22 protein-coding genes, 1 pseudogene and 1 riboswitch are annotated in these 19,960 nt (G+C 72.8%); of the genes and pseudogenes, 10 read left to right on the plus strand and 13 right to left on the minus strand.

Annotation, left to right across the window (positions count from 1 at the left end):
• Window positions 1-69 precede the first annotated feature (69 nt).
• On the minus strand, window positions 70-270 hold the full coding sequence (locus O7598_RS13865) for a DUF5999 family protein (protein WP_013286363.1): 201 nt from the start codon (window positions 268-270) through the stop codon (window positions 70-72).
• Between the two features lie 123 nt (window positions 271-393).
• On the opposite strand from O7598_RS13865, the gene O7598_RS13870 reads away from it, so the two are divergent.
• Window positions 394-1,584, plus strand: a complete 1,191-nt coding sequence (locus O7598_RS13870; RefSeq protein ID WP_269691753.1) for a chorismate-binding protein — start codon at window positions 394-396, stop codon at window positions 1,582-1,584.
• A gap of 24 nt (window positions 1,585-1,608) precedes the next feature.
• Here O7598_RS13870 and pip read toward each other — a convergent pair whose 3' ends face one another.
• Entirely contained in the window at window positions 1,609-2,556 is a 948-nt protein-coding gene (gene pip, locus O7598_RS13875; protein ID WP_269691754.1) for a prolyl aminopeptidase, read from the minus strand.
• On the opposite strand from pip, the gene O7598_RS13880 reads away from it, so the two are divergent.
• Window positions 2,555-3,091, plus strand: a complete 537-nt coding sequence (locus O7598_RS13880; protein WP_269691755.1) for a MarR family winged helix-turn-helix transcriptional regulator — start codon at window positions 2,555-2,557, stop codon at window positions 3,089-3,091. The two genes, pip and O7598_RS13880, sit on opposite strands and share 2 nt — an antisense overlap.
• Before the next feature lie 37 nt (window positions 3,092-3,128).
• The gene (gene def, locus O7598_RS13885; protein WP_269691756.1) at window positions 3,129-3,638 is read left to right on the plus strand and encodes a peptide deformylase; all 510 of its coding nucleotides are present in this window, start codon (window positions 3,129-3,131) and stop codon (window positions 3,636-3,638) included.
• Here the strand turns inward: def and O7598_RS13890 are convergent.
• Window positions 3,618-4,436: a GNAT family N-acetyltransferase gene (locus O7598_RS13890; protein ID WP_269691757.1), complete on the minus strand. Its 819-nt coding sequence runs from the start codon at window positions 4,434-4,436 to the stop codon at window positions 3,618-3,620. The genes def and O7598_RS13890 overlap by 21 nt on opposite strands.
• Entirely contained in the window at window positions 4,414-5,196 is a 783-nt protein-coding gene (locus tag O7598_RS13895) for a sulfite exporter TauE/SafE family protein (RefSeq protein WP_269691758.1), read from the minus strand. Before O7598_RS13895 ends, O7598_RS13890 begins: the two co-directional genes overlap by 23 nt.
• Before the next feature lie 166 nt (window positions 5,197-5,362).
• Between O7598_RS13895 and O7598_RS13900 the strand changes: the two genes are divergently transcribed.
• Complete coding sequence (locus tag O7598_RS13900) at window positions 5,363-6,142, plus strand: endonuclease/exonuclease/phosphatase family protein (RefSeq protein WP_269691759.1); 780 nt, start codon at window positions 5,363-5,365, stop codon at window positions 6,140-6,142.
• Between the two features lie 4 nt (window positions 6,143-6,146).
• On the opposite strand, the gene O7598_RS13905 is transcribed toward O7598_RS13900, so the two are convergent.
• Both O7598_RS13905 and O7598_RS13910 read right to left on the minus strand, forming a co-directional pair.
• Complete coding sequence (locus O7598_RS13905; protein ID WP_269691760.1) at window positions 6,147-7,046, minus strand: bifunctional 5,10-methylenetetrahydrofolate dehydrogenase/5,10-methenyltetrahydrofolate cyclohydrolase; 900 nt, start codon at window positions 7,044-7,046, stop codon at window positions 6,147-6,149.
• Between the two features lie 13 nt (window positions 7,047-7,059).
• A riboswitch (ZMP/ZTP riboswitch) is annotated at window positions 7,060-7,141 on the minus strand.
• Window positions 7,139-8,164, minus strand: a complete 1,026-nt coding sequence (locus O7598_RS13910) for a hypothetical protein (protein WP_442929854.1) — start codon at window positions 8,162-8,164, stop codon at window positions 7,139-7,141. (Overlaps the previous riboswitch by 3 nt.)
• A 126-nt stretch (window positions 8,165-8,290) precedes the next feature.
• Here O7598_RS13910 and O7598_RS31445 point away from each other — a divergent pair.
• A pseudogene (locus O7598_RS31445) lies at window positions 8,291-9,315 on the plus strand (beta family protein).
• Between the two features lie 17 nt (window positions 9,316-9,332).
• On the opposite strand, the gene O7598_RS13920 reads toward O7598_RS31445, so the two are convergent.
• Window positions 9,333-10,145 (minus strand): MerR family transcriptional regulator, encoded by an 813-nt coding sequence (locus O7598_RS13920; RefSeq protein ID WP_269691763.1) that lies wholly within the window; start codon window positions 10,143-10,145, stop codon window positions 9,333-9,335.
• A gap of 79 nt (window positions 10,146-10,224) precedes the next feature.
• Between O7598_RS13920 and O7598_RS13925 the strand changes: the two genes are divergently transcribed.
• Both O7598_RS13925 and O7598_RS13930 read left to right on the plus strand, forming a co-directional pair.
• Window positions 10,225-10,593: a nuclear transport factor 2 family protein gene (locus O7598_RS13925; protein ID WP_269691764.1), complete on the plus strand. Its 369-nt coding sequence runs from the start codon at window positions 10,225-10,227 to the stop codon at window positions 10,591-10,593.
• On the plus strand, window positions 10,590-11,465 hold the full coding sequence (locus O7598_RS13930; RefSeq protein WP_269691765.1) for an oxidoreductase: 876 nt from the start codon (window positions 10,590-10,592) through the stop codon (window positions 11,463-11,465). The genes O7598_RS13925 and O7598_RS13930 overlap by 4 nt, the downstream gene beginning before the upstream one ends.
• Here the strand turns inward: O7598_RS13930 and O7598_RS13935 are convergent.
• On the minus strand, window positions 11,462-12,460 hold the full coding sequence (locus O7598_RS13935) for a tyrosine-type recombinase/integrase (protein ID WP_269691766.1): 999 nt from the start codon (window positions 12,458-12,460) through the stop codon (window positions 11,462-11,464). The two genes, O7598_RS13930 and O7598_RS13935, sit on opposite strands and share 4 nt — an antisense overlap.
• A gap of 95 nt (window positions 12,461-12,555) precedes the next feature.
• Here O7598_RS13935 and O7598_RS13940 point away from each other — a divergent pair, with 95 nt between their 5' ends.
• Entirely contained in the window at window positions 12,556-13,419 is an 864-nt protein-coding gene (locus tag O7598_RS13940; protein WP_269691767.1) for an aminoglycoside phosphotransferase family protein, read from the plus strand.
• A 119-nt stretch (window positions 13,420-13,538) separates the two neighbouring features.
• On the opposite strand, the gene O7598_RS13945 is transcribed toward O7598_RS13940, so the two are convergent.
• From O7598_RS13945 to pdxY, 5 genes are all read right to left on the minus strand, one after another.
• Window positions 13,539-15,899 carry an excinuclease ABC subunit UvrA gene (locus O7598_RS13945; protein WP_269691768.1) on the minus strand — a complete coding sequence of 787 codons (2,361 nt, stop codon included), beginning with the start codon at window positions 15,897-15,899 and terminating at the stop codon, window positions 13,539-13,541.
• Between the two features lie 24 nt (window positions 15,900-15,923).
• Complete coding sequence (locus tag O7598_RS13950) at window positions 15,924-16,370, minus strand: pyridoxamine 5'-phosphate oxidase family protein (RefSeq protein ID WP_269691769.1); 447 nt, start codon at window positions 16,368-16,370, stop codon at window positions 15,924-15,926.
• A gap of 12 nt (window positions 16,371-16,382) precedes the next feature.
• Window positions 16,383-16,796, minus strand: coding sequence for a VOC family protein (locus O7598_RS13955; RefSeq protein ID WP_269691770.1), 414 nt, complete (start codon window positions 16,794-16,796; stop codon window positions 16,383-16,385).
• 5 nt (window positions 16,797-16,801) lie between these two features.
• Window positions 16,802-17,254, minus strand: a complete 453-nt coding sequence (locus O7598_RS13960) for a helix-turn-helix transcriptional regulator (protein WP_269691771.1) — start codon at window positions 17,252-17,254, stop codon at window positions 16,802-16,804.
• Between the two features lie 108 nt (window positions 17,255-17,362).
• Entirely contained in the window at window positions 17,363-18,214 is an 852-nt protein-coding gene (gene pdxY, locus O7598_RS13965) for a pyridoxal kinase PdxY (protein ID WP_269691772.1), read from the minus strand.
• 178 nt (window positions 18,215-18,392) lie between these two features.
• On the opposite strand from pdxY, the gene O7598_RS13970 reads away from it, so the two are divergent.
• Both O7598_RS13970 and O7598_RS13975 read left to right on the plus strand, forming a co-directional pair.
• Window positions 18,393-19,811 (plus strand): OFA family MFS transporter, encoded by a 1,419-nt coding sequence (locus tag O7598_RS13970; protein ID WP_269691773.1) that lies wholly within the window; start codon window positions 18,393-18,395, stop codon window positions 19,809-19,811.
• A complete protein-coding gene (locus tag O7598_RS13975) occupies window positions 19,808-19,933 on the plus strand; it encodes an MFS transporter small subunit (protein WP_269691774.1) in 126 nt (41 codons plus the stop codon). The genes O7598_RS13970 and O7598_RS13975 overlap by 4 nt, the downstream gene beginning before the upstream one ends.
• Window positions 19,934-19,960 lie beyond the last annotated feature (27 nt).

The raw sequence follows: 19,960 nt of genomic DNA on the forward strand, positions 1-19,960 counted from the left end.
GATCGCCGCCCCGGCCGGCGCGCCGACGGTCACCGCCGGCGCGTACGCTCACTGACGCTGCGTGATCGCTCAGGCGACGAGGGCGTGGCGGGCCGGTCCCCGGTGCGGGGCGATGGTCCGCCCGTCGGGGAGCAGCTCACCGGTGTCCTCGAAGACGATGACGCCGTTGCAGAGCAGGCTCCAGCCCTGCTCAGGGAAGCAGGCGAGGACGCGGGCGGCTTCGCGGTCGGTCGCGTCGGCGGAGGGGCAGGTGGGCTGGTGCTGACACATCGGGTTCTCCGGACTGTGGGGGCACTGTGTCATGGTTCACATGACCAGTGACGCACAGTACCAAGCGAAACCGCGCGGCATCGAGCAAGGATGCGTCTTGTTCACCCAGAATCGGCTGAACGGATGAGCCGGAACCGCCCGGACGTCGTGGAAGCGCTCCCACAGGTACCGGTCGATGTGCCCGGCGCGCCGCGGTCCTGCCGGTCCCGACTGGTCGAGACCGCCCGGCTGCAGTGGCGCCTGGGCGACGGCGGCGACCCCGCCGACCTGGCGCAGAGCTTCCTGGGCGCACACGGCGTACCCGTCGACGACCTGACCCGACCCGGCCGGCACGCCCCCGACGGGGTGTGCGGGGCGGCGCTGTTCCTGTCCGCCGCCGCCGGCGCGTACGCCATCGGCGCACCGACCGGCGCGCCCACCCCGGCGCCCGCGCTGCCCGACCTGGTCGTGGTCGTCTACCGGCACGCCGACCCGCCGCCGCGGCGACCGGCGACGGCGGGCGGCTGGTGGCTGGCCGACTGGCGCGACAGCTGGACCCCGGGCGCGCACGCCGACGCCGTCGAGGCGGTCCGCGCCGCCATCGCCCGCGGCGACGTCTACCAGGTCAACCTCGTCGGGCACGCCACGGCCGGGTACGCCGGCGACCCGCGCCCGGCGCTGGCCCGCCTCGCCGCGCTGCCCGGCGCCCGCTACGGCGGCACCCTGAGCGGGCCCGGCTGGGCGCTGGGCTGCGCCTCCCCGGAGACGCTCGTCGCCGTGCAGGACGGCCGGCTGGTCACCCGCCCGATCAAGGGCACCCGCCCGGCCACCGCCGCCGGGCGCCGCGAGCTGCTCACCTCGGCCAAGGAACGCGCCGAGCACGTGATGATCGTCGACCTGGAACGCAACGACCTGGCCCGGGTGGCCCGCACCGGCAGCGTGCGCGTCGACGAGCTGTTCGCCGTACGCCGCTGGTGCGACCTGTGGCAGGCCGAGTCGACGGTGTCCGCGGCGCCCGCCGACGGCCTGGGCCTGGCCGACCTGCTGCGCGCGGTGTGCCCGGGCGGGTCGGTCACCGGCGCGCCCAAGCACGCCGCCCTCGCCGAGGTCGCTGCCCTCGAGCCGGTCGGTCGCGGCGCCGGCATGGGCGCCCTCGGCTGGGTCGCGCCGGACCGGCTCGACCTGGGGTTGACCATCCGCACCGCCGCGGCCGACGCCGACCGGCTGCACCTGTGGGCCGGCGGCGGCATCACCTGGGGCAGCGACCCGGCCGCCGAGGTGGCCGAGGCCGCCGCCAAGGCCGCCCCGGTGCGGGCGCTGCTCGCCGCAGGCTGAGACCGGCCCCGGCCGCCGGGGCGTTCAGGAGGCGGCGAACGCGTCCAGCGCGGCGACCACCCGCTCGCCGATGCCGTGCCCGCCGCCGTGGCCGCCGGTCTCGACGATCTCCAGCCGGGCGTCCGGCCAGTCCTGGGTCAGCCGCCACGCGATGTCCGGCGGCCCGCTGACGTCGAGGCGGCCCTGGATCAGCACCCCCGGGATGCCGGCGAGGCGCCCGGCGTCGCGCAGGAGCTGACCGTCGGGCAGGAAACCCAGGTTCGCGAAGTGGTGGGTGACCAGCCGGGTGAAGCCGTAGCGGAACACCGGGTCGGCGTAGCGGGGGCTGGGCGCGTAGCCGCCGGCGAGGGAGACGTGCACGTCCTCCCACGCGCACCAGTCGCGCGCCGCGCGCTCGCGCACCGCCGGGTCCGGGTCGTTGACCAGCCGGGCGTACGCGGCGGCCAGGTCACCGTCGCGCTCGGCCTCGGGCACCCCGTCGCGGAAACGCGCCCACTCCTGCGGGAACACCCGGCCCATGTCCCGGGTCACCCACTCGATCTCCCGCCGGGTGTTGGCCACCACGCTGAACAGCACCAGCGCGGTGACCCGCCCGGGGTGGGCCTGGGCGTACGCCAGCGACAACGCCGACCCCCAGGAGGCGCCGCACAGCAGCCACCGCTCGACGCCCAGGTGCTCCCGCAGCGCCTCCATGTCGGCCACCAGGTGCCCGGTGGTGTTCACCGACAGGTCGGTGGCCGGGTCGGCCGCCGGCGGGGTGCTGCGCCCGCAGCCGCGCTGGTCGAACAGCACGATCCGGTAGGCGTCCGGGTCGAACAGGTGACGCCACGACGCGCCGGCGCCGGAGCCGGGACCGCCGTGCACCACCAGCGCCGCCCGCCCGTCGGGGTTGCCGCAGGTCTCCCAGTACACGCGCTGGCCGTCACCGACGTCCAGGTGACCCGACGCGTACGGCTCGATCGGTGGATACATGTCCGCGGTCCTCCCCGCCACCGGATACAACAGCGCTGTTACATTAGCGGACGTGACCGCCCCCGACCGCGACGCCCTCGGCACCCTGCTGCGCCACGTCCTGGACACCCTCGACGCCGACGTCGCCGCCGTGCACGCCCGCCTCGGCCTCACCGACTACCGGCCCCGCTACTCACCCGTGCTGCGCGTCCTCGTCGCCGACGGGCCGCTGCCCATCCGCGACCTGGCCACCCGCGTCGGCGTCACCCACTCCGCCGCCAGCCAGACCGTCGCCGGCATGCGCCACGCCGGCCTGGTCACCCTCACCCCCGGCGCCGACGCCCGCCACCGCATCGTCACCCTCACCGACCGGGCCCGCGCCCTGCTGCCCGCCGTCGAAGCCGAATGGGCCGCCACCGCCGCCGCCGTACGCCGGCTCGACACCGAACTGCCCGTGCCCCTGGCCGACGAGCTGTACGCCGTGCTCGACGCGCTGCGCCGCCGCCCGCTACGCGAGCGCATCGCCGACACCGGCCTGCTCCCACCCGCCCGGTGACACCCGCACCCGGTAAGCAACGGATAACCTTCCGGGCATGACTATGCGCCCGATCCGGATCATCGGCGACCCCGTCCTGCGCACCCCCAGCGAACCGGTCACCACCTTCGACGCCGACCTACGCGCCCTCGTGCAGGACCTGATGGACACCCTGCTCGGCGCACCCGGACGCGCCGGCGTCGCCGCACCCCAGATCGGCGTCAACACCCAGGTGTTCGTCTACGACGCCGACGGGCACCGCGGCCACCTCGTCAACCCCACCCTGGAGCTGTCCGAAGAACTCTCCGACGACGACGAGGGCTGCCTGTCCATCCCCGGGCTCTACTTCCCGACCCCCCGCGCCCTGCACGCCACCGCCCACGGCCACGACCAGCACGGCGAACCACTCACCATCACCGGCAGCGGCTTCCTCGCCCGCGCCCTGCAACACGAGACCGACCACCTGCGCGGCCGCCTCTACGTCGACACCCTGCGCGGCGACACCCGCCGCCAGGCGCTGCGCGAGATCCGCGCCGGGCGCTTCGACTCACCCAGCCGCGGCCGCTGACCCCACCCGGGCGACCAGCGAGAACTCGTCGTAGTCGGCGACCCGGGTGAACCCCACCCGCTCGTACAACCGCACCGCCGCCGTGTTGTCCGCCTTCACGTTCAACACGACGTGCCCGACGCGCTCGCGCAGCCGCCCGCACAACGCCGCCACCACCGCCGCGCCCAGACCCCGCCCCCGACACCGCGGCACCGTCGCCACATTGCCCAACGCCGCCACCCCGTACGCCGGCGAGAACACGTGCACCCCCGCCACCGCCACCAGCTCACCGCCGTCGCGCACCCCCACGTACTGCCCGGTCTCCACCATCCGCGCGTCGAACCAGTTCCCCGGATACGCCCGCTCGTAGAACCGCAGCAACTCCGGCAGGTCCGCCGCCCCCAACACCTCGCCCGCCGCCGGCACCCCCGCCAGCCGCCCCGGATCCGTCAACGCCATCCGAAGGTGCCGCCCACCCGGGACGTGGTCGAACGACCCGGCCAGCGCCCCGATCAGCCCGGGGGACAGGTGCGCGTACAACCGCGCCGGCAACACCGGCGCCACCCGCGTCAGCAACTCCGCCAACGCCGCCGCCCGCTGCGGCGCCGCGAACGCCAACAACGTCGGCGGCGCCACCCCGTGATACAGCAACACCACCTCGTCGCCCGAGCGGAACCACGACGTGAACGGCCAGAAGAAATCGTCCAGATCACCCAACTGGTAGGCGTGCAACACCGGATCCCGCCCCAACAGCCCGGCCAGCACCGCCCGGTCGTGCTCCGCCCGCACCGCCACCTCAGCCCACCACCCACTGGTCATAGCCCAACCGCGCCACCAACGCCAGCACCACCACCAGCAGCACCACCCGCACGAACCCGGCGCCCCGACGCACCGCCATCCGCGCGCCCACCGCCGCCCCCGCCACGTTGCACACCGCCATCGCCGCGCCCAACCACCACCACACGTGCCCGCTCACCCCGAACACCACCAACGCGCCGAGGTTCGTCCCCGCGTTCACCACCTTCGCCATCGCCGAGGCGTGCAGGAAATCCGCGCCCACCAACGCGGTGAACGCCAACACCAGGAACGTCCCGGTGCCCGGGCCGACCAACCCGTCGTACAACGCGATGCCCAGCCCGGCCACCAGCACCGCCGCCACCACCCGCGACCGGGTCCGCCGCGACGGCACCGCCACCGTGCCCAACCGCGGCCGGGTCACCACGAACACCGCCACCGACACCAGCACCACCAACACCACCGGCCGGTACGCCCCCGCCGGCACCGCGCCCGCCAACGCCGCACCCACACCCGCGGTCACCACCGCCAACCCGGCCGCCGGCCCCGCCACCGCCCAGTCCAGCTTCGTGCGCCGGGCATACGTCACCGCCGCCGTCGACGTACCGAAGATCGCCGCCAACTTGTTCGTCCCCAACGCCGTCGCCACCGGCACCCCCGGCGCCGCCACCAACAACGCCGGCAACAACAGCAGCCCGCCGCCGCCCACCACCGCGTCCACCCAACCCGCCAACGCGGCCACGCACAGCAACGTCGTCAACGCCCACGCATCCACGCCGCGCATTCTGCCCACCACGCCGCCACCGGCGAGAACGGCTGTGGCCAGCCTCACCGGCCCCGACGCCGCCGCAACCACATCCCCACGCACGCCACCGCCACGAACACCAGCATCGAACAGCACAGCAGCTTCAGCACCCGGCCAGCCTGCCAGAGCGACGTAGGGTGTGCAGGTGCGCCTGGCCACCTTCAACCTGCTGCACGGCCGCTCCCTCACCGACGGGCTCGTCGACCCCGACCGCCTCACCGCCGCCGTCACCGCCCTCGACGCCGACGTCCTCGCCCTGCAGGAAGTCGACCGCGACCAGACCCGCAGCGGCAAACTCGACCTCACCGCCCTCGCCGCCCGCGCCCTCGGCGCCGACCACCACCGCTTCGCCGCCGCCGTCGTCGGCACCCCCGGCGAACAGTTCCGCCCCCTCACCCACGACGACGACGGCCACGGCGAACCCCTCTACGGCGTCGGCCTCATCAGCCGCCACCCCGTGCGCACCTGGCACGTCACCCGGCTGCGCGCCGCACCCGTACGCTCACCCATCTACGTCCCCGGCCCCGGCGGCGGACTCGTCCTGCTCCGCGACGAACCCCGCGTCGTGCTCGCCGCCGTCCTCGACACCCCCCACGGCCCCCTCACCGTCGCCGCCACCCACCTGTCCTTCGTCCCCGGCTGGAACATCTGGCAACTGCGCCGCGTCGTGCGCGCCCTGCGCGCGCTACCCGCCCCCCGGATCCTGCTCGGCGACCTCAACCTCCCCGCCGGCCCCGCCGCCACCGTCACCCGCTGGCGGCCCCTGGCCCGCCGCGCCACCTACCCGGCCGGGCAACCCCGCGTCCAACTCGACCACGTCCTCGCCGACCCCCACCACCTCGACCGGCTCCCACCCGTCACCGCCGTCGACACCCCGCTGGCCACCATCTCCGACCACCGGCCCCTCGTCGTCGACCTCGGCTGAGACCTCACCCCAACCCGGTCTGCCGCTGCGCCGCCCGCACCGCGTTACGGAACAACATCGCCACCGTCGTCGGACCCACCCCACCGACGCGCGGCGTGATCGCCCCCGCCACCCGGGCACACGACTCGTCCACGTCCGGCAGCAACCGCCGCCCCTCGTAGCGCACCCCACCACCGACCACCACCGCACCCGGGCGCACATGCTCCGGCCGCACGATCCCCGGCACCCCCGCCGCCGCCACCAGGATCTCCGCCCGCCGCGTGTACCGAGGCCAGTCCGCGACCCCGGTGTGCACCACCGTCACCGCCGCGTTCGCCGTCGGCCGCTTCTGCGCCAACAACATCGCCAACGGCCGACCCAACGTCGCACCCCGACCCAGCACCACCACCTCCCGGCCCGACACCGGCACCCGGTGGAACGCCAGCAACGCCTCGATCCCCGCCGGCGTACACGGCAACGGCCCCGGCAACCCCAACGCCAACCGACCCATGTTCACCGGATGCATCCCGTCGACGTCCTTGTCCGGATCCACCTCGGCCAACGCCCGGTCGTAGTCCAGACCCCCCGGGATCGGATGCTGCACCAACACCCCGTGCACCCCGGAATCGGCGTTGAAGTCCGCGAGCACCGCGTGCAGATCCGCCTGCGACGCCGACGCCGGCAGATGCACGTGCGGCGACGCGAACCCCAACTCCGCCGCCTGCCGCTGCTTGATCCGGATGTAACCCGCGCTCGCGTCGTCGTCACCCACCAGCACCGTCGCCAACGCCGGCGTCACCCCCGCGGCCCGCAGCCGCCCCACCGACGCGGCCACCTCGGCCAACACCTCATCCGCCACCGGCCCACCCGGCAACAGCCGCGCGGTCGCACCGGACACCACGGAAACCGACGAAGAAGAAGACATGCGACACCTCGCCCGCGGAGGCCCAGGCGGTCGACCCCCACGACGAGCTCCCCGATGGTTCACCCATCCCCGTGCCGCCAGTCGCGTCCCCCTCAGCCTGCCACAACCCGCCGCGACACCGCATCCACCACCGCCTGCCACGCCGGCAACGACGCCAACACCGCATCCGCGCGCCGCCGCCGGTCCGCCGCCGACACCACCCGCAGATCCGCCAACACCGCCTCGAACCCCGGCCGCACCACCCGCGCCCGCTCCGGCGCCACCGCCGCCACCACCGCGTCACACCGCGCGTACGTCACCAGCACCCAGAACATCGCCTCCCGGTGCCGCCCCGCCGCCACCAACTCCGCGCCGCCGTCGAACACCACCGGCCGCCCCGCCGCACCCAGATCCGCCCCGAACGCGAAACCCTCCCGCGGCAGCCGCGCCACCTCGTCGAACACCACCGCCAACCCGGCCAGATGCTCCCGCACCCGCCCCGCGCCCACCCCACCGCCGTCCAACGTCGCCAACAACTCCGGATACCGCCCACCGAACCCGTGACCCGCCAACATCTCCGACGCCCGCACGTACCGCCGCCGCACCGTCGGATCCACCAACCCCGCCACCGCCGGCCACACCGCCACCAGCGAAGTCGGAAACACCCACGCCAACACCTGATCCGCCAACGGCGCCCGCGCGTCCAACGCCCGCAGCCCGTCCTCCACCCGCCGCCGCACGCCCGCGCACCGCCGCCGCACCCACACCGGATCCGCGAACCCCGCCGCCACCCGCCGCCGCACGGCGGCCAAGCGCCCCGACGGATCCGCGATCACCCCATCGGTACGGAACATCGGCGCGAACACCCACGACCCCAACACGTCCTCCGGGCCACCCAACTGCGCCCAGGTCACCGTGCTGACCTCCAGCAGCACCCCGCCACGGACGAACTTGCCCACCTTCGCGCCGGGGGAGTCGCGCACCAGCAACACGTCCACGTCCGACGACACCGGCAACACCGCGTCGTCCGGCAACCCCACCGTCGACCCGCTGAACAACGCCCCCTCGATCGACGGATCGACCCGCATCCGCTCCCGCACCCATTCCACCGCCACCGCCCGCGCCGCACCCACCCGCATCCGGCCGATCCTGCCAGCCCGACACCCACGCCGCCGCCCGTCCGAATACGTGGCGTTGCCGATCAGACACACAGCGTGCAATATCGATAGTAATGACTGTCGTCGAATCGTGTGGGGCGATGCGTGATGGCTGGCTACTACCCGATCCTCAAGGGCCGCAGAGCCGAGTTCGAGGCCCTCGACCACATCAACGACGAACTCGCGCCACACATCCTCCCGGTCTTCGATGTGACGGCCACCGAGCGGGGACCGATCCACGACGCCCACACCTTCGCTCAGCACGCGCAACGAACCGTCCCGCGCGACATGACCATCGCCGTCGACATCCGCCACCTGCCCGAACCCAGCAGCGGCCTCCGACGACCACTCCACGACATCGCCGAAGACCTGCACCAGTGGGGGACCGTCATGGTGCCCGTCGCGCACCTGCACGACCCTCCCGTCCGGCTGGCCGACGTCCGCGACGCCGCCGCCCTGCACGGCCGCGGCGCCGTCCTAAGACTCGGCGACGACCACGCCGACCCCGACCCCGCCGAAGCCGAAACCCGTCTCCACCGCGTGCTGCCCGCCATCGAGCTGCACACCGAGAACTGCGTGCTCCTCCTCGACGTCGCCGAGCTGCGTTCGGAGCGGGACCTGGCGCGAGTCGAACCACTCGTCCGCAAGTGCGTCGCCTGGGCGCAGCACCACCCCTGGAAAGCCGTCGTCATCGCCGCGGGAGCGATGCCACAGAGCCTGTCCCATCTGCCGCCCAACACCGTGACCCCACTACGCGTCGCGACCTCGAACTCTGGGAGCGGATCCACGATCACGGCATCCAGTTCGCCGACTACGGCATCTCCCATCCCGGAACGAACCAGCGAGCGCGAGGGCCGGCACCCAACATCCGCTACACCGACCGCGACACATGGTGGACCTACCGCGCCGCACGCGACGGCAGAGGCAACAGCGCCATCTACGATCTCTGCCGGGCCCTGGTCTCCGCCGACCACTGGCCGCCCGACGGACGACGCTTCTCCTGGGGCGACGAGCAGATCGCGCGTCGGGCGGCCGGCCACGCCGGACCCGGCACCGCCACACAGTGGCTTGCCTGGGGCACCTCCCACCACCTGGCCTACGTCGCCGCCCAGCTCGGCCTCAACCGCGCATGACGCCCACCCCGGCAGAGTCAGGCGGGGGAGAGGCGGAAGACCGGCCAACCGATCTCGGTACGCCAATCCGCCGGCACGTCGGTGTCACGCGGCCCCACCAGGTACGTCTCCCGGACCGGCCCGTCAACGGCCAGCGCGTGTCCGACCACCCACGCCCCGAGCCGCCCGTACGTCACGTCGATGTCATCGTGCGGCCCGCGGTGCACGGCAACCGCGAACTCCGCCGCCGGCAGGTCGACCACCTCGACCCGCCCCGACGGACGCGGGTCACGCACCGGCCGGTACACCACCACCGCACCGACGCCACCGGTGAACAACTCGTTCGCGTACTGCCCGCCCGGCGGCCCGGTCCGCTCGCCCACCGGATACGCCGCGTCCAACTCGGCCATCGCACCGTCGTACCAGGCACCGGCCCGCGCCAACTCCACGTCCCCCCGAACACCGGCGACCGCACCCCCGGGCACCGAACGCATCTCGACCGGCAACTCACGGTCCTCCGGCCCCAACAGCCGCCGCAGCGCGACGACCGCCCCACGGGTACGCTCCAACGCCTCCTCCAGCCGACGCAGGTGCCCCGCGACCAGAGCGGCACGCCGATCCGGGTCGTCGGTCGCCAGGATCGCCCTCACCTCGGCCAACGGCACGTCCAACTCACGCAACCGGTGGATCACCTGCGCCGTCGGGATCTGCTCCGTAGCGTAGTAGCGGTACCCGGTGAACCGATCGACACTCTCCGGCTCCAACAGGCCGGCCTCGTGGTACCGACGCAACGTCCGCACGCTGAGGTGGGTGACCGTCGCGAACTCACCGATCGTCAGACCCTTCCGCACACCACCCACTCTGCACCCTCCCCACGCGGGAGACCCGACGACTTGACCCTCTCCCGACGAGAGACCTCACGGTGGGCACATGGACACGACCGACTGGACCCGAGCGGACGTCGTCGCACCCGACGAACTGCCCGAGACGATCACCCGATACCTCACCGCGCACCAGGCGCGCGACCTCGACGCCGCCGTCGCGCTCCTCACGCCCGACGCGTCGGTCACCGACGAAGGCCGCACCCACCAGGGACCCGAGCAGATCCGCGCCTGGCTGTCCCGATCGACAGGCGAATACACCTTCACCACCGAACTCACCGCCGCCGCCAAGCTCGACGACCAGCACTACGACGCCGTGCACCACCTCGAAGGCGACTTCCCCGGCGGCACCGCCGACCTGCACTTCCGATTCACCCTCCGCAACGGGCTGATCGCCCGCCTGGTGATCGAACCGTGACCGCCCCGACCCCGACGGCGAGGACCTGGTTCATCACCGGCGGCAGCCCCGGCGGCTTCGGAATGGCCTACGCCGAAGCCGCCCTCGACGCCGGCGACCGGGTGGTGCTCACCGCCCGACGCACCGAACCGCTGCGCGACTGGGCGGACACCCAGCCGGACCGGACCCTCGTACTGCCGCTGGACGTGACCGACCCCGCCCAGGCGCAACAAGCCGTCGCCGCCGCCGAGGCGCGATTCGGCGGCATCGACGTGCTGGTCAACAACGCCGGACGCGGCTGGTACGGATCCGTCGAGGGCACCCCCGACTCCGACGTACGACACATGTTCGAACTGAACTTCTTCGCCGTCCTGACGGTCACCCGCGCAGCCCTGCCCGGCATGCGCGCCCGCGGCACCGGCTGGATCGTCACCATGTCCTCCGCCGCCGGCCTGCGCGCGGTGACCGGATTCGGCTACTACAGCGCCGCCAAACACGCGATCGAGGGACTCACCGACGCGCTGCGCGACGAGGTGGCCCCCTTCGGCATCCGCGTACTGACAGTCGAACCCGGAGCCTTCCGCACCCAGGCCTACGCCGGCTTCGCCGACGAGCCGACGCGCGACACCATCGACGACTACCAGCCGATGCTGCACCAGGTCCGCACCGCGATGATCGACCAACACGGCGCGCAACCCGGCGACCCCCGGCGCGGCGCCCGCGCCGTCGTCGAGGCGATGAACCAGGACCCACCACCACACCGACTCGTCCTCGGCAGCGACGCGTTCGACGCGGTCACCGCCACCCTCGCCGAGCGGGCCGCCGACATCCGGGCCAACGAGCGCCTCTCCCGTGACGCCGACTTCCCGACCACCCCGCCGGCGCCACGCTAGAGACCGGACAGCCCCGACAACGCGCGATTCGTGCGGTTCGCCGCCACCGCCGCCCGCTGCTGACCCGCCGTCACCTCGATGTACGTCTGCGACGACGCCAACGACGCGTGCCCCAACAGCCGCATGATCTCCGCCGCGCCCGCCCCGTCCTCCGCCAACCGCGTCGCGAACGTGTGCCGCAACGCGTGCAGTCGCGCCCCCCGAGGCACCCGGTCACCGATGCCCGCCCGCCGGTAACACGACTCCACCAGATACTGCAGGCCACCGCGACGCAACGGCTCACCCGCCCGATCCACCAGGAACGGCCCGTCCGGCCGCACGCTGCGCCGCCCGAACCGCAATCGCCGGCTCTGCAGATAGCCGGTCAACACCCGGTCCACGCCCGCCTCGATCGGCACCGTCCGCGGCCGCCCGCCCTTGCCCGCCACGTCGACGCGCCGCTCACCGTCGCGCCCGGCCACCGACGACACCCGCAACGCCAGCAGCTCTGACAGGCGCAACCCGGCGCACAGCGCCAGCGCCAGCACCGCCAGGTCCCGCTCCGGCCACGGGTCACGCTGCCGGCCCTCGGCCCGCGCCACCGCCGCCAGCAACTCCTCCGGGGTGTCCTCACCGCGCAACGGCTTGGGACGGGGGAGCGGCGTGCGGGGCCGCCCCACCGCCGGCATCGGATTTCCCGGTACGACGCCCTCGGCCACCAGGAACGTGAAGAAGCTGTTCCAGGTGGACCAGGCGCGGTGGACGGAGGCGGCGGCGCGGGGAGCGGCGAAGCGGGCGAACGCCGCGCGCATCACCCGGGGGGACAGGGCGCCCACCGGCAGCCGACCCGGGGGGAGGGGAGTGGCGTCGTCGCCGTCCGCCGCGACCAGCGCCGCCACCGCGTTCAGGTCCCGCCGGTACGCGGCGAGGGTGTGGGGGGAGGGCTTGCGGGTGGCCCGGGCGGTCAGGAACTCCCCGATCAACGTTCCTACCGTTTCGTCCGGTTTGTCATGCATAAGGGATATTATGCATGATTCTCGCGTTCCCGCCAGTGGTCGCCCCGGGGGAGAGTGGCCGAAAAACGCTTGCCGCGCAGCGCAGACTGGGCCCCATGGTGGAGATCGACGAGACGCTCGTCCGCACCCTCGTCGCGGCGCAGTTCCCGCGGTGGGCGCACCTGCCGGTGACCGCCGTGACCCGGCAGGGGTGGGACAACCGGACGTTCCGCCTCGGCGGCGAGCTGCTGGTCCGACTGCCCAGCGCCGAGGGCTACGCGCCAGGCATCGCCAAGGAGGACCACTGCCTGCCGATCCTGGCCCGCCACCTGCCACTGCCGGTACCCGAACCGGTCGCCACCGGCGCGCCCGGCGCCGGCTACCCGTACCCGTGGTCGGTGCGACGGTGGCTGCCCGGCGACACCCTGGCCGCCGCCCGCGGCCTCGACCGCGCCGCGGTGGCGCGCGACCTCGGCGGCCTGCTGGCCGCGCTGCGCCGGGTCCCGTCCGCGGGCGGCCCGGCCGCCGGCCGGCACTCCGCGTTCCGGGGCTGTCACCCGAGCGTCTACGGCGACGAGGTCGAGCAGGCCCTGGCGGTGCTGGGTGGCCGGGTGGACACCGCCGCCTGTCGGGCGGTGTGGGCGCGGGCGCTGACGTCGGCCTGGCCGGACGCGCCGGTGTGGTTCCACGGCGACGTCTCCGCCGGCAACCTGCTCGTCGCGGACGGGCGGCTCGCCGCGGTGATCGACTTCGGGCAGTGCGGCGTCGGCGACCCGGCCTGCGATCTGGTGCCGGCGTGGACGTGGTGCGTGGGCGCCGAGCGTGCGGTGTTCCGGGACGCGGTGGGGTTGCCGGCGGACGCGTGGCGGCGGGCGAGCGGCTGGGCGTTGTGGAAGGCGCTGGTGTCGCTCGCGCCGGGGCCGCACGAGGAGCAGGCGCGAGCGTTGGCCGCGGTGCTCGACGATCCGGTGGCGGAGTGAGGTCCGGGGAGGCCCCGATCCGGTTTACTTGACATAATGTAGATTATCGAATCGCGGATGGTGGGCTGGTCGGGGCGGCGGCGTCGGTGCCGGACGCCGCCGCCCCGGGCCCCGCGGGGTCAGGCCCCGACGTAGTCGGCGAGGTGCTCGCCGGTGAGCGTGGATCGGGCGGCCACCAGGTCGGCCGGGGTGCCCTCGAAGACGATCCGGCCGCCGTCGTGTCCGGCGCCCGGGCCGAGGTCGATGATCCAGTCGGCGTGCGCCATGACGGCCTGGTGGTGTTCGATGACGATCACGGACTTGCCGGCGTCGACGAGCCGGTCGAGCAGGCCGAGCAGTTGGGCGACGTCGGCCAGGTGCAGGCCGGTGGTCGGCTCGTCGAGGACGTGGATGCCGCCCTTGTCCCCCATCCGGGTGGCGAGCTTGAGCCGTTGCCGCTCCCCTCCGGACAGCGTGGTCAGCGGCTGACCGAGGGTGAGGTAGCCGAGTCCGACGTCGGCGAGGCGGTCCAGGATCGTGTGGGCGGCCGGGGTGCGGGCGTCGCCGGCGCCGAAGAACTTCTCGGCCTCGTTGACCGGCATGGCGAGAACCTCGCTGATGTCGCGGCCACCGAGGTGGTAGTCGAGCACGGCGGCCTGGAACCGTTTGCCCTCGCAGTCCTCGCAGGTGCTGGCGACGCCGGCCATGATGCCCAGGTCGGTGTAGATGACGCCGGCGCCGTTGCAGGTGGGACAGGCGCCCTCGGAGTTGGCGCTGAACAGGGCGGGTTTGACGCCGTTCGCCTTGGCGAAGGCCTTGCGGATGGGGTCGAGCAGGCCGGTGTAGGTGGCCGGGTTGCTGCGGCGGGAGCCGCGGATGGGGCTCTGGTCGACGCTGACGACGTCGTCGCGCTTGGCCAGGGAGCCGTGGATGAGGGAGCTCTTGCCGGAGCCGGCGACGCCGGTGACGACGACCAGGACGCCGAGGGGGATGTCGACGTCGACGTCGCGCAGGTTGTGGGTGGACGCGCCGCGCACGGGCAGGGTGCCGGTGGGTGTGCGCGGGGTGTCCTTGAGGGTGGCGCGGTCGTCGAGGTGGCGGCCGGTGGTGGTGTCGCTGGCGCGCAGGCCGGCGACGGTGCCCTGGTAGCAGATGGTGCCGCCGTCGGTGCCGGCGCCGGGGCCGAGGTCGACGACGTGGTCGGCGATGGCGATGGTCTCCGGTTTGTGCTCGACGACCAGGACGGTGTTGCCCTTGTCGCGCAGGCGCAGCAGGAGGTTGTTCATCCGGGTGATGTCGTGCGGGTGCAGGCCGATGGTGGGTTCGTCGAAGACGTAGGTGACGTCGGTGAGCGACGAGCCGAGGTGGCGGACCATCTTGGTGCGTTGGGCCTCGCCGCCGGAGAGGGTGCCGGCGGGTCGGTCGAGGCTGAGGTAGCCGAGGCCGATCTCGACGAAGGAGTCGAGGGTGTCCCCCAGCGCGGTGAGCAGGGGGGCGACGGAGGGTTCGTCGAGGTCGTGGAGCCAGGTGGCGAGGTCGCTGATCTGCATGGCGCAGGCGTCGGCGATGGAGATGCCGTTGATCTTCGAGGAGCGGGCTTCGGGGGCCAGCCGGGTGCCGTCGCAGTCGGGGCAGGTGGTGAACGTGACGGCGCGTTCGACGAAGGCGCGGATGTGCGGTTGCATGGCGTCGACGTCCTTGGCCAGCATGGATTTCTGGAGGGCGGGGATGAGGCCGGTGTAGGTGACGTTGATGCCCTCGACCTTGATCTTGGTGGGTTCCTTGTGCAGGAGGTCGTGCAGTTCCCGTTCGGTGTAGTCGCGGATGGGTTTGTCGGGGTCGAACATGCCGCTGGCGCGGAAGATGCGGCCGTACCAGCCGTCCATGCTGTAGCCGGGGATGGTGATGGCGCTTTCGTTGAGGCTGCGGTCGGCGTCGTAGAGGACGGTGAGGTCGATGTCGTTGACGTTGCCGCGGCCCTCGCAGCGGGGGCACATGCCGCCGAGGCGGTTGAAGGTGCCTTTCCTGGTCTGGGTCTTGCCGGGGCCGCGGTCGACGGTGATGGCGCCGGCGGCGCGTACGGAGGGGACGTTGAACGAGTAGGCGTTGGGTGGGCCGATGTGGGGTCGGCCGAGGCGGCTGAAGAGGATGCGCAGCATGGCGTTGGCGTCGGTGGCGGTGCCGACGGTGGAGCGGGGGTCGGCGCCCATGCGTTCCTGGTCGACGATGATGGCGGTGGTGAGGCCTTCGAGGATGTCGACCTCGGGTCGGGACAGGGTGGGCATGAAGCCTTGGACGAACGCGCTGTAGGTCTCGTTGATGAGGCGTTGCGACTCGGCGGCGATGGTGCCGAAGACCAGTGAGCTCTTGCCGGAGCCGGAGACGCCGGTGAACACGGTGAGGCGGCGTTTGGGCAGTTCGACGTCGACGTCGCGCAGGTTGTTCTCGCGGGCGCCGTGGACGCGGATGACGTCGTGGCTGTCGGCGTGGGCCGTGGTCATGGGGTCTCCGTCCGGTCGTGGGGTTCAGTCCAGCCAGCGGCCGTGGCGCATGAGCGTGCGGCCGGGCATCTCGTCGACCTCGCGCCAGGCTTGGACGCGGTGGGGTTGGATGCGGTACCAGCGGTAGGGCGTCAGGGTACGGGGGTCGAAGCCGGTGCGGGTGGCGAACCGCTCCCCTCGTTCGGTGGGCAGTGCGTCGAGGTCGAGGGTCTCGACGTGGCCGTCGATCATGACGACGTCGCGGGTGTGGCCGAGGGCGATGCGGGCGCGGCCGCCGGCGAGGTTGCGGCCGGTGGGGCTGTCGGCGTCGGTGGCGAGCAGCAGGGTGTGGCCGTCCCAGTGGAAGGACAGCGGTACGAGGTGGGGGGTGCCGTCGGTGTCGGCGCTGGCGACCCAGCAGTCGATGTCGTGTTCGAGGCGGTGGGTGGTGTCGTGGCGGCGTCGGGCGCGGGTGCGGGGGGTGTCGGTCATCGTGGACGGGTTTCAGGGGCGCTGGTTGATGCGGATGAGGTTGCCGGTGGGGTCGCGGAAGGCGCAGTCGCGTACGCCGTAGGGCTGGTCGGTGGGTTCCTGGACGACGTCGGCGCCGCTGGCCTGGAGGCGGTCGAACAGGGCGTCGAGGTCGTCGGTGGCGAGGGTGAGCGCGCCGTAGCTGCCCTTGGCGATGAGTTCGTGGATGGTGCGGCGTTCGTCGTCGGTGATGCCGGGGTCGACGGCCGGGGGGTGCAGGACGATGCCGGTTTCGGGCTGTTCGGGTGGGCCGACGGTGAGCCAGCGCATGGTGGCGCCCTGGCCGACGTCGTTGCGCAGGTCGAAGCCGAGGGTGTCGCGGTAGAAGGCGATGGCGGCGTCGGCGTCGGTGTGGGGCAGGAACGCGTAGTGGATGGTGATCGTCATGGTGGTCACGCTAGTGGGGGTGGCGTGGGTCGGGCTTCTCGATTCCTGATCGGTCTGGTGGCCTGTTTGGTGAGGCAGGTGGGTGGTTCGGGGGTGTCGGGTGCGTGGCGGGCGCGGTAGGCGCTGGGTGGTTCGCCGACGAGTTCGGTGAAGCGGGTGCTGAAGGTGCCCAGGGACTGGCAGCCGACGGCGAAGCAGACGTCGGTGACGGTGAGGTCGCCGCGGCGCAGCAGGGCCATGGCGCGTTCGATGCGGCGGGTCATGAGGTATGCGTACGGGGATTCGCCGTAGGTCTGGCGGAACTGGCGGCTGAGGTGGCCGGCGGACATGTGTTCGCCGCGGGCGAGTGCTTCGACGTCGAGGGGTTGGGCGTACTCGCGGTCGATGCGGTCGCGTACGCGGCGCAGCCGGGTGAGGTCGCGCAGGCGTTGGGCGAACGCGGGGTCGTCGGGGTGCACGGGTGCATCTTCGCTGCTGGGTCGGGTCGTCGGCCACCTTGTGGGTCGGCGTTTCGACGGTGGCCGGCGGGTGCGGGGTGGGTCGGCCCCGCACCCGGTCGACATGGGTCAGCGCAGGCGGCGGGCGGTGAAGCGGGTGGGTGGGTCGGCGATGGCGTCCTGGGCGGCGACGAGTTGCAGTTCGCGGGTGCCGGCGGCGAGGGTGGCCTCCAGCACCGCGAAGATCGAGTTGGTGGTGTGTTCGAGTGCGGTCTGCGGTGAGCCGGTGGTGGCGAGGTGGGCCAGGTAGAGGGCGGCGGTGACGTCGCCGCCGCCGTTGGGGCTGATGGGCAGCAGTGGGGTGGTGACGGCCCAGGCGCCGTGGGAGGAGACGGCGACGACCTCGAGGTGGCCGGCGGGCAGGTCGCTGTGCAGGACGCTGGTGACCAGGACGTGTTCGGGGCCGGTGGCGCGCACGGCGTCGACGGCGGCGAGCAGGTCGTCGATGGTGTCGGTGCGGCGGCCGGCGAGGAATTCCAGCTCGAACTGGTTCGGGGTGACGATGTCGGCGCGTGGGACGACGGTGTCGCGCAGGTATTCGGGGATGCCGGGGCGGACGAACATGCCGCGCCCGACGTCACCCATGACCGGGTCGCAGCAGTAGAGCGCGGCCGGGTTGGCGTCCTTGACCTGGGCGACGGTGTCGAGGATCACCGCGCCGACGGCGGGGTCGCCCTGGTAGCCGGAGAGCACGGCGTCGGCGGTGCCGAGCACGCCGCGGTCGGCGATGCCGGCGATGACGTCGGCGACGTCGGTGGGGGCGAGCAGCGGGCCGCGCCACGCGCCGTAGCCGGTGTGGTTGGAGAAGTGCACGGTCAGCACCGGCCACACCTCGTGCCGCAGGCGTTGCAGCGGGAACACGGCGGCGGAGTTGCCGACGTGACCGTAGGCGACCGAGGACTGGATGGACAGGATCTTCACCGGCCCATCGTCGCATCCCGGCGGGTGGTCACGCTGAGTGGTCGTCGGGCGACGGGCGGGGGTAGCGTCGACCGCTCGGCTCATGGTTTCGACCGTCGGGCGCGTCGCGGGTTTGGGCGCAGCGTGCGCTGGGGGCATGAAGCGAGCGGTTCTCGCCATCTGGACGGAGGAAGCACTGATGCTTTCCGCACTCGATCGTCGGAAAACCATCGCGCCGCCGGGGTACAGCCGCTGGCTGATCCCGCCGGCGGCGCTGGCGATCCATCTCTGCATCGGGCAGGTCTACGCGACCAGCGTGTACAAGAACTCCCTGATCGCGCACTTCGACACCGGGCAGACGGCGATCGGCGTGATCTTCAGCATCGCGATCGTGATGCTGGGGTTGTCGGCCGCGGTGGCCGGGACCTGGGTGGAGGCGAACGGGCCGCGTAAGGCGATGTTCGTCTCGGCGTGCTTCTGGGCGGCCGGGTTCCTGGTGGGCGCGCTGGGCATCGCGACGTCGCAGCTGTGGCTGCTGTACCTGGGGTACGGGGTGCTGGGCGGCATCGGGTTGGGGATCGGGTACATCTCCCCCGTCTCCACGTTGATCAAGTGGTTCCCGGACCGGCCGGGCCTGGCGACCGGCCTGGCGATCATGGGCTTCGGCGGTGGGGCGATGGTGGCCTCTCCCCTGTCCCGGCAGCTGCTGTCGTTCTTCGACTCCGGGTACGACCCGTCGAACAGCGGGTCGACGGCGTCGGGTTCGGCGTTGGTGTGGCTGTTCGTCACGCTCGGTGTCGGCTACTTCGCGATCATGATGTTCGGGGTGTTCAACGTGCGGGTGCCGGCGCCGGACTGGCGTCCGGCCGGGTTCGACCCGGCGAGCGTGGCGGCGAAGCCGCTGGTGACCACCGCGAACGTGTCGGCGGCCAACGCGGTGAAGACGCGCTCGTTCTGGCTGCTGTGGGTGGTGCTGTTCTGCAACGTGACCGCGGGCATCGGCATCCTGGAGCAGGCCAGCCCGATGATCCAGGACTTCTTCCGGGACAACGGCACCTCGGCGGTGTCGGTGGCGGCGGCCGGCGGTTTCGTCGGGTTGCTGTCGCTGTTCAACATGGCCGGCCGGTTCGTCTGGTCCTCGACGTCGGACGTGATCGGCCGTAAGCCGATCTACGTGGTGTACCTGGGTGTCGGGCTGGTGCTGTACCTGCTGCTGGCGTTGTTCGGGCAGAGCGCGACGGCGCTGTTCGTGCTGCTGGCCTGCGTGATCCTGTCGTTCTACGGCGGCGGGTTCGCGACCGCGCCGGCGTACCTGCGGGACCTGTTCGGCACGTTCGAGGTGGGCGCGATCCACGGCCGGCTGCTGACCGCGTGGTCGGCGGCGGGGGTGGCCGGGCCGCTGATCGTCAACGCGTTCCTCGACGCGCAGGGCGAGCCGGGCTCGTTGACCGCGTCGGCGTACCGGCCGGCGCTGTTCACGATGGTCGGGGTGCTGGCGGTGGGGCTGCTGGCGAACCTGCTGATCCGGCCGGTGCCGCAGCGGTTCCACGAGCCGGCGTCGGGCCGGGACGAGATGGCGGACGGACAGCCGGTGACGGCGGAGCGGAGCGGATCGTGAACGAGCGCAGCGGCGGCGGGCAGCAGGTCCGCCTGGTGGTGTCGTGGCTGGTGGTGGCCGCGCTGCTGGGGTACGGCGTGGTGCAGACGCTGATCACGGCGGCGAAGCTGTTCACGAACTGACGACGGTGGTGGTGGCGGTCCGGGGGT

This window comes from Micromonospora sp. WMMC241, assembly GCF_027460165.1.
GTDB classification, from domain to species: domain Bacteria; phylum Actinomycetota; class Actinomycetes; order Mycobacteriales; family Micromonosporaceae; genus Micromonospora; species Micromonospora humi.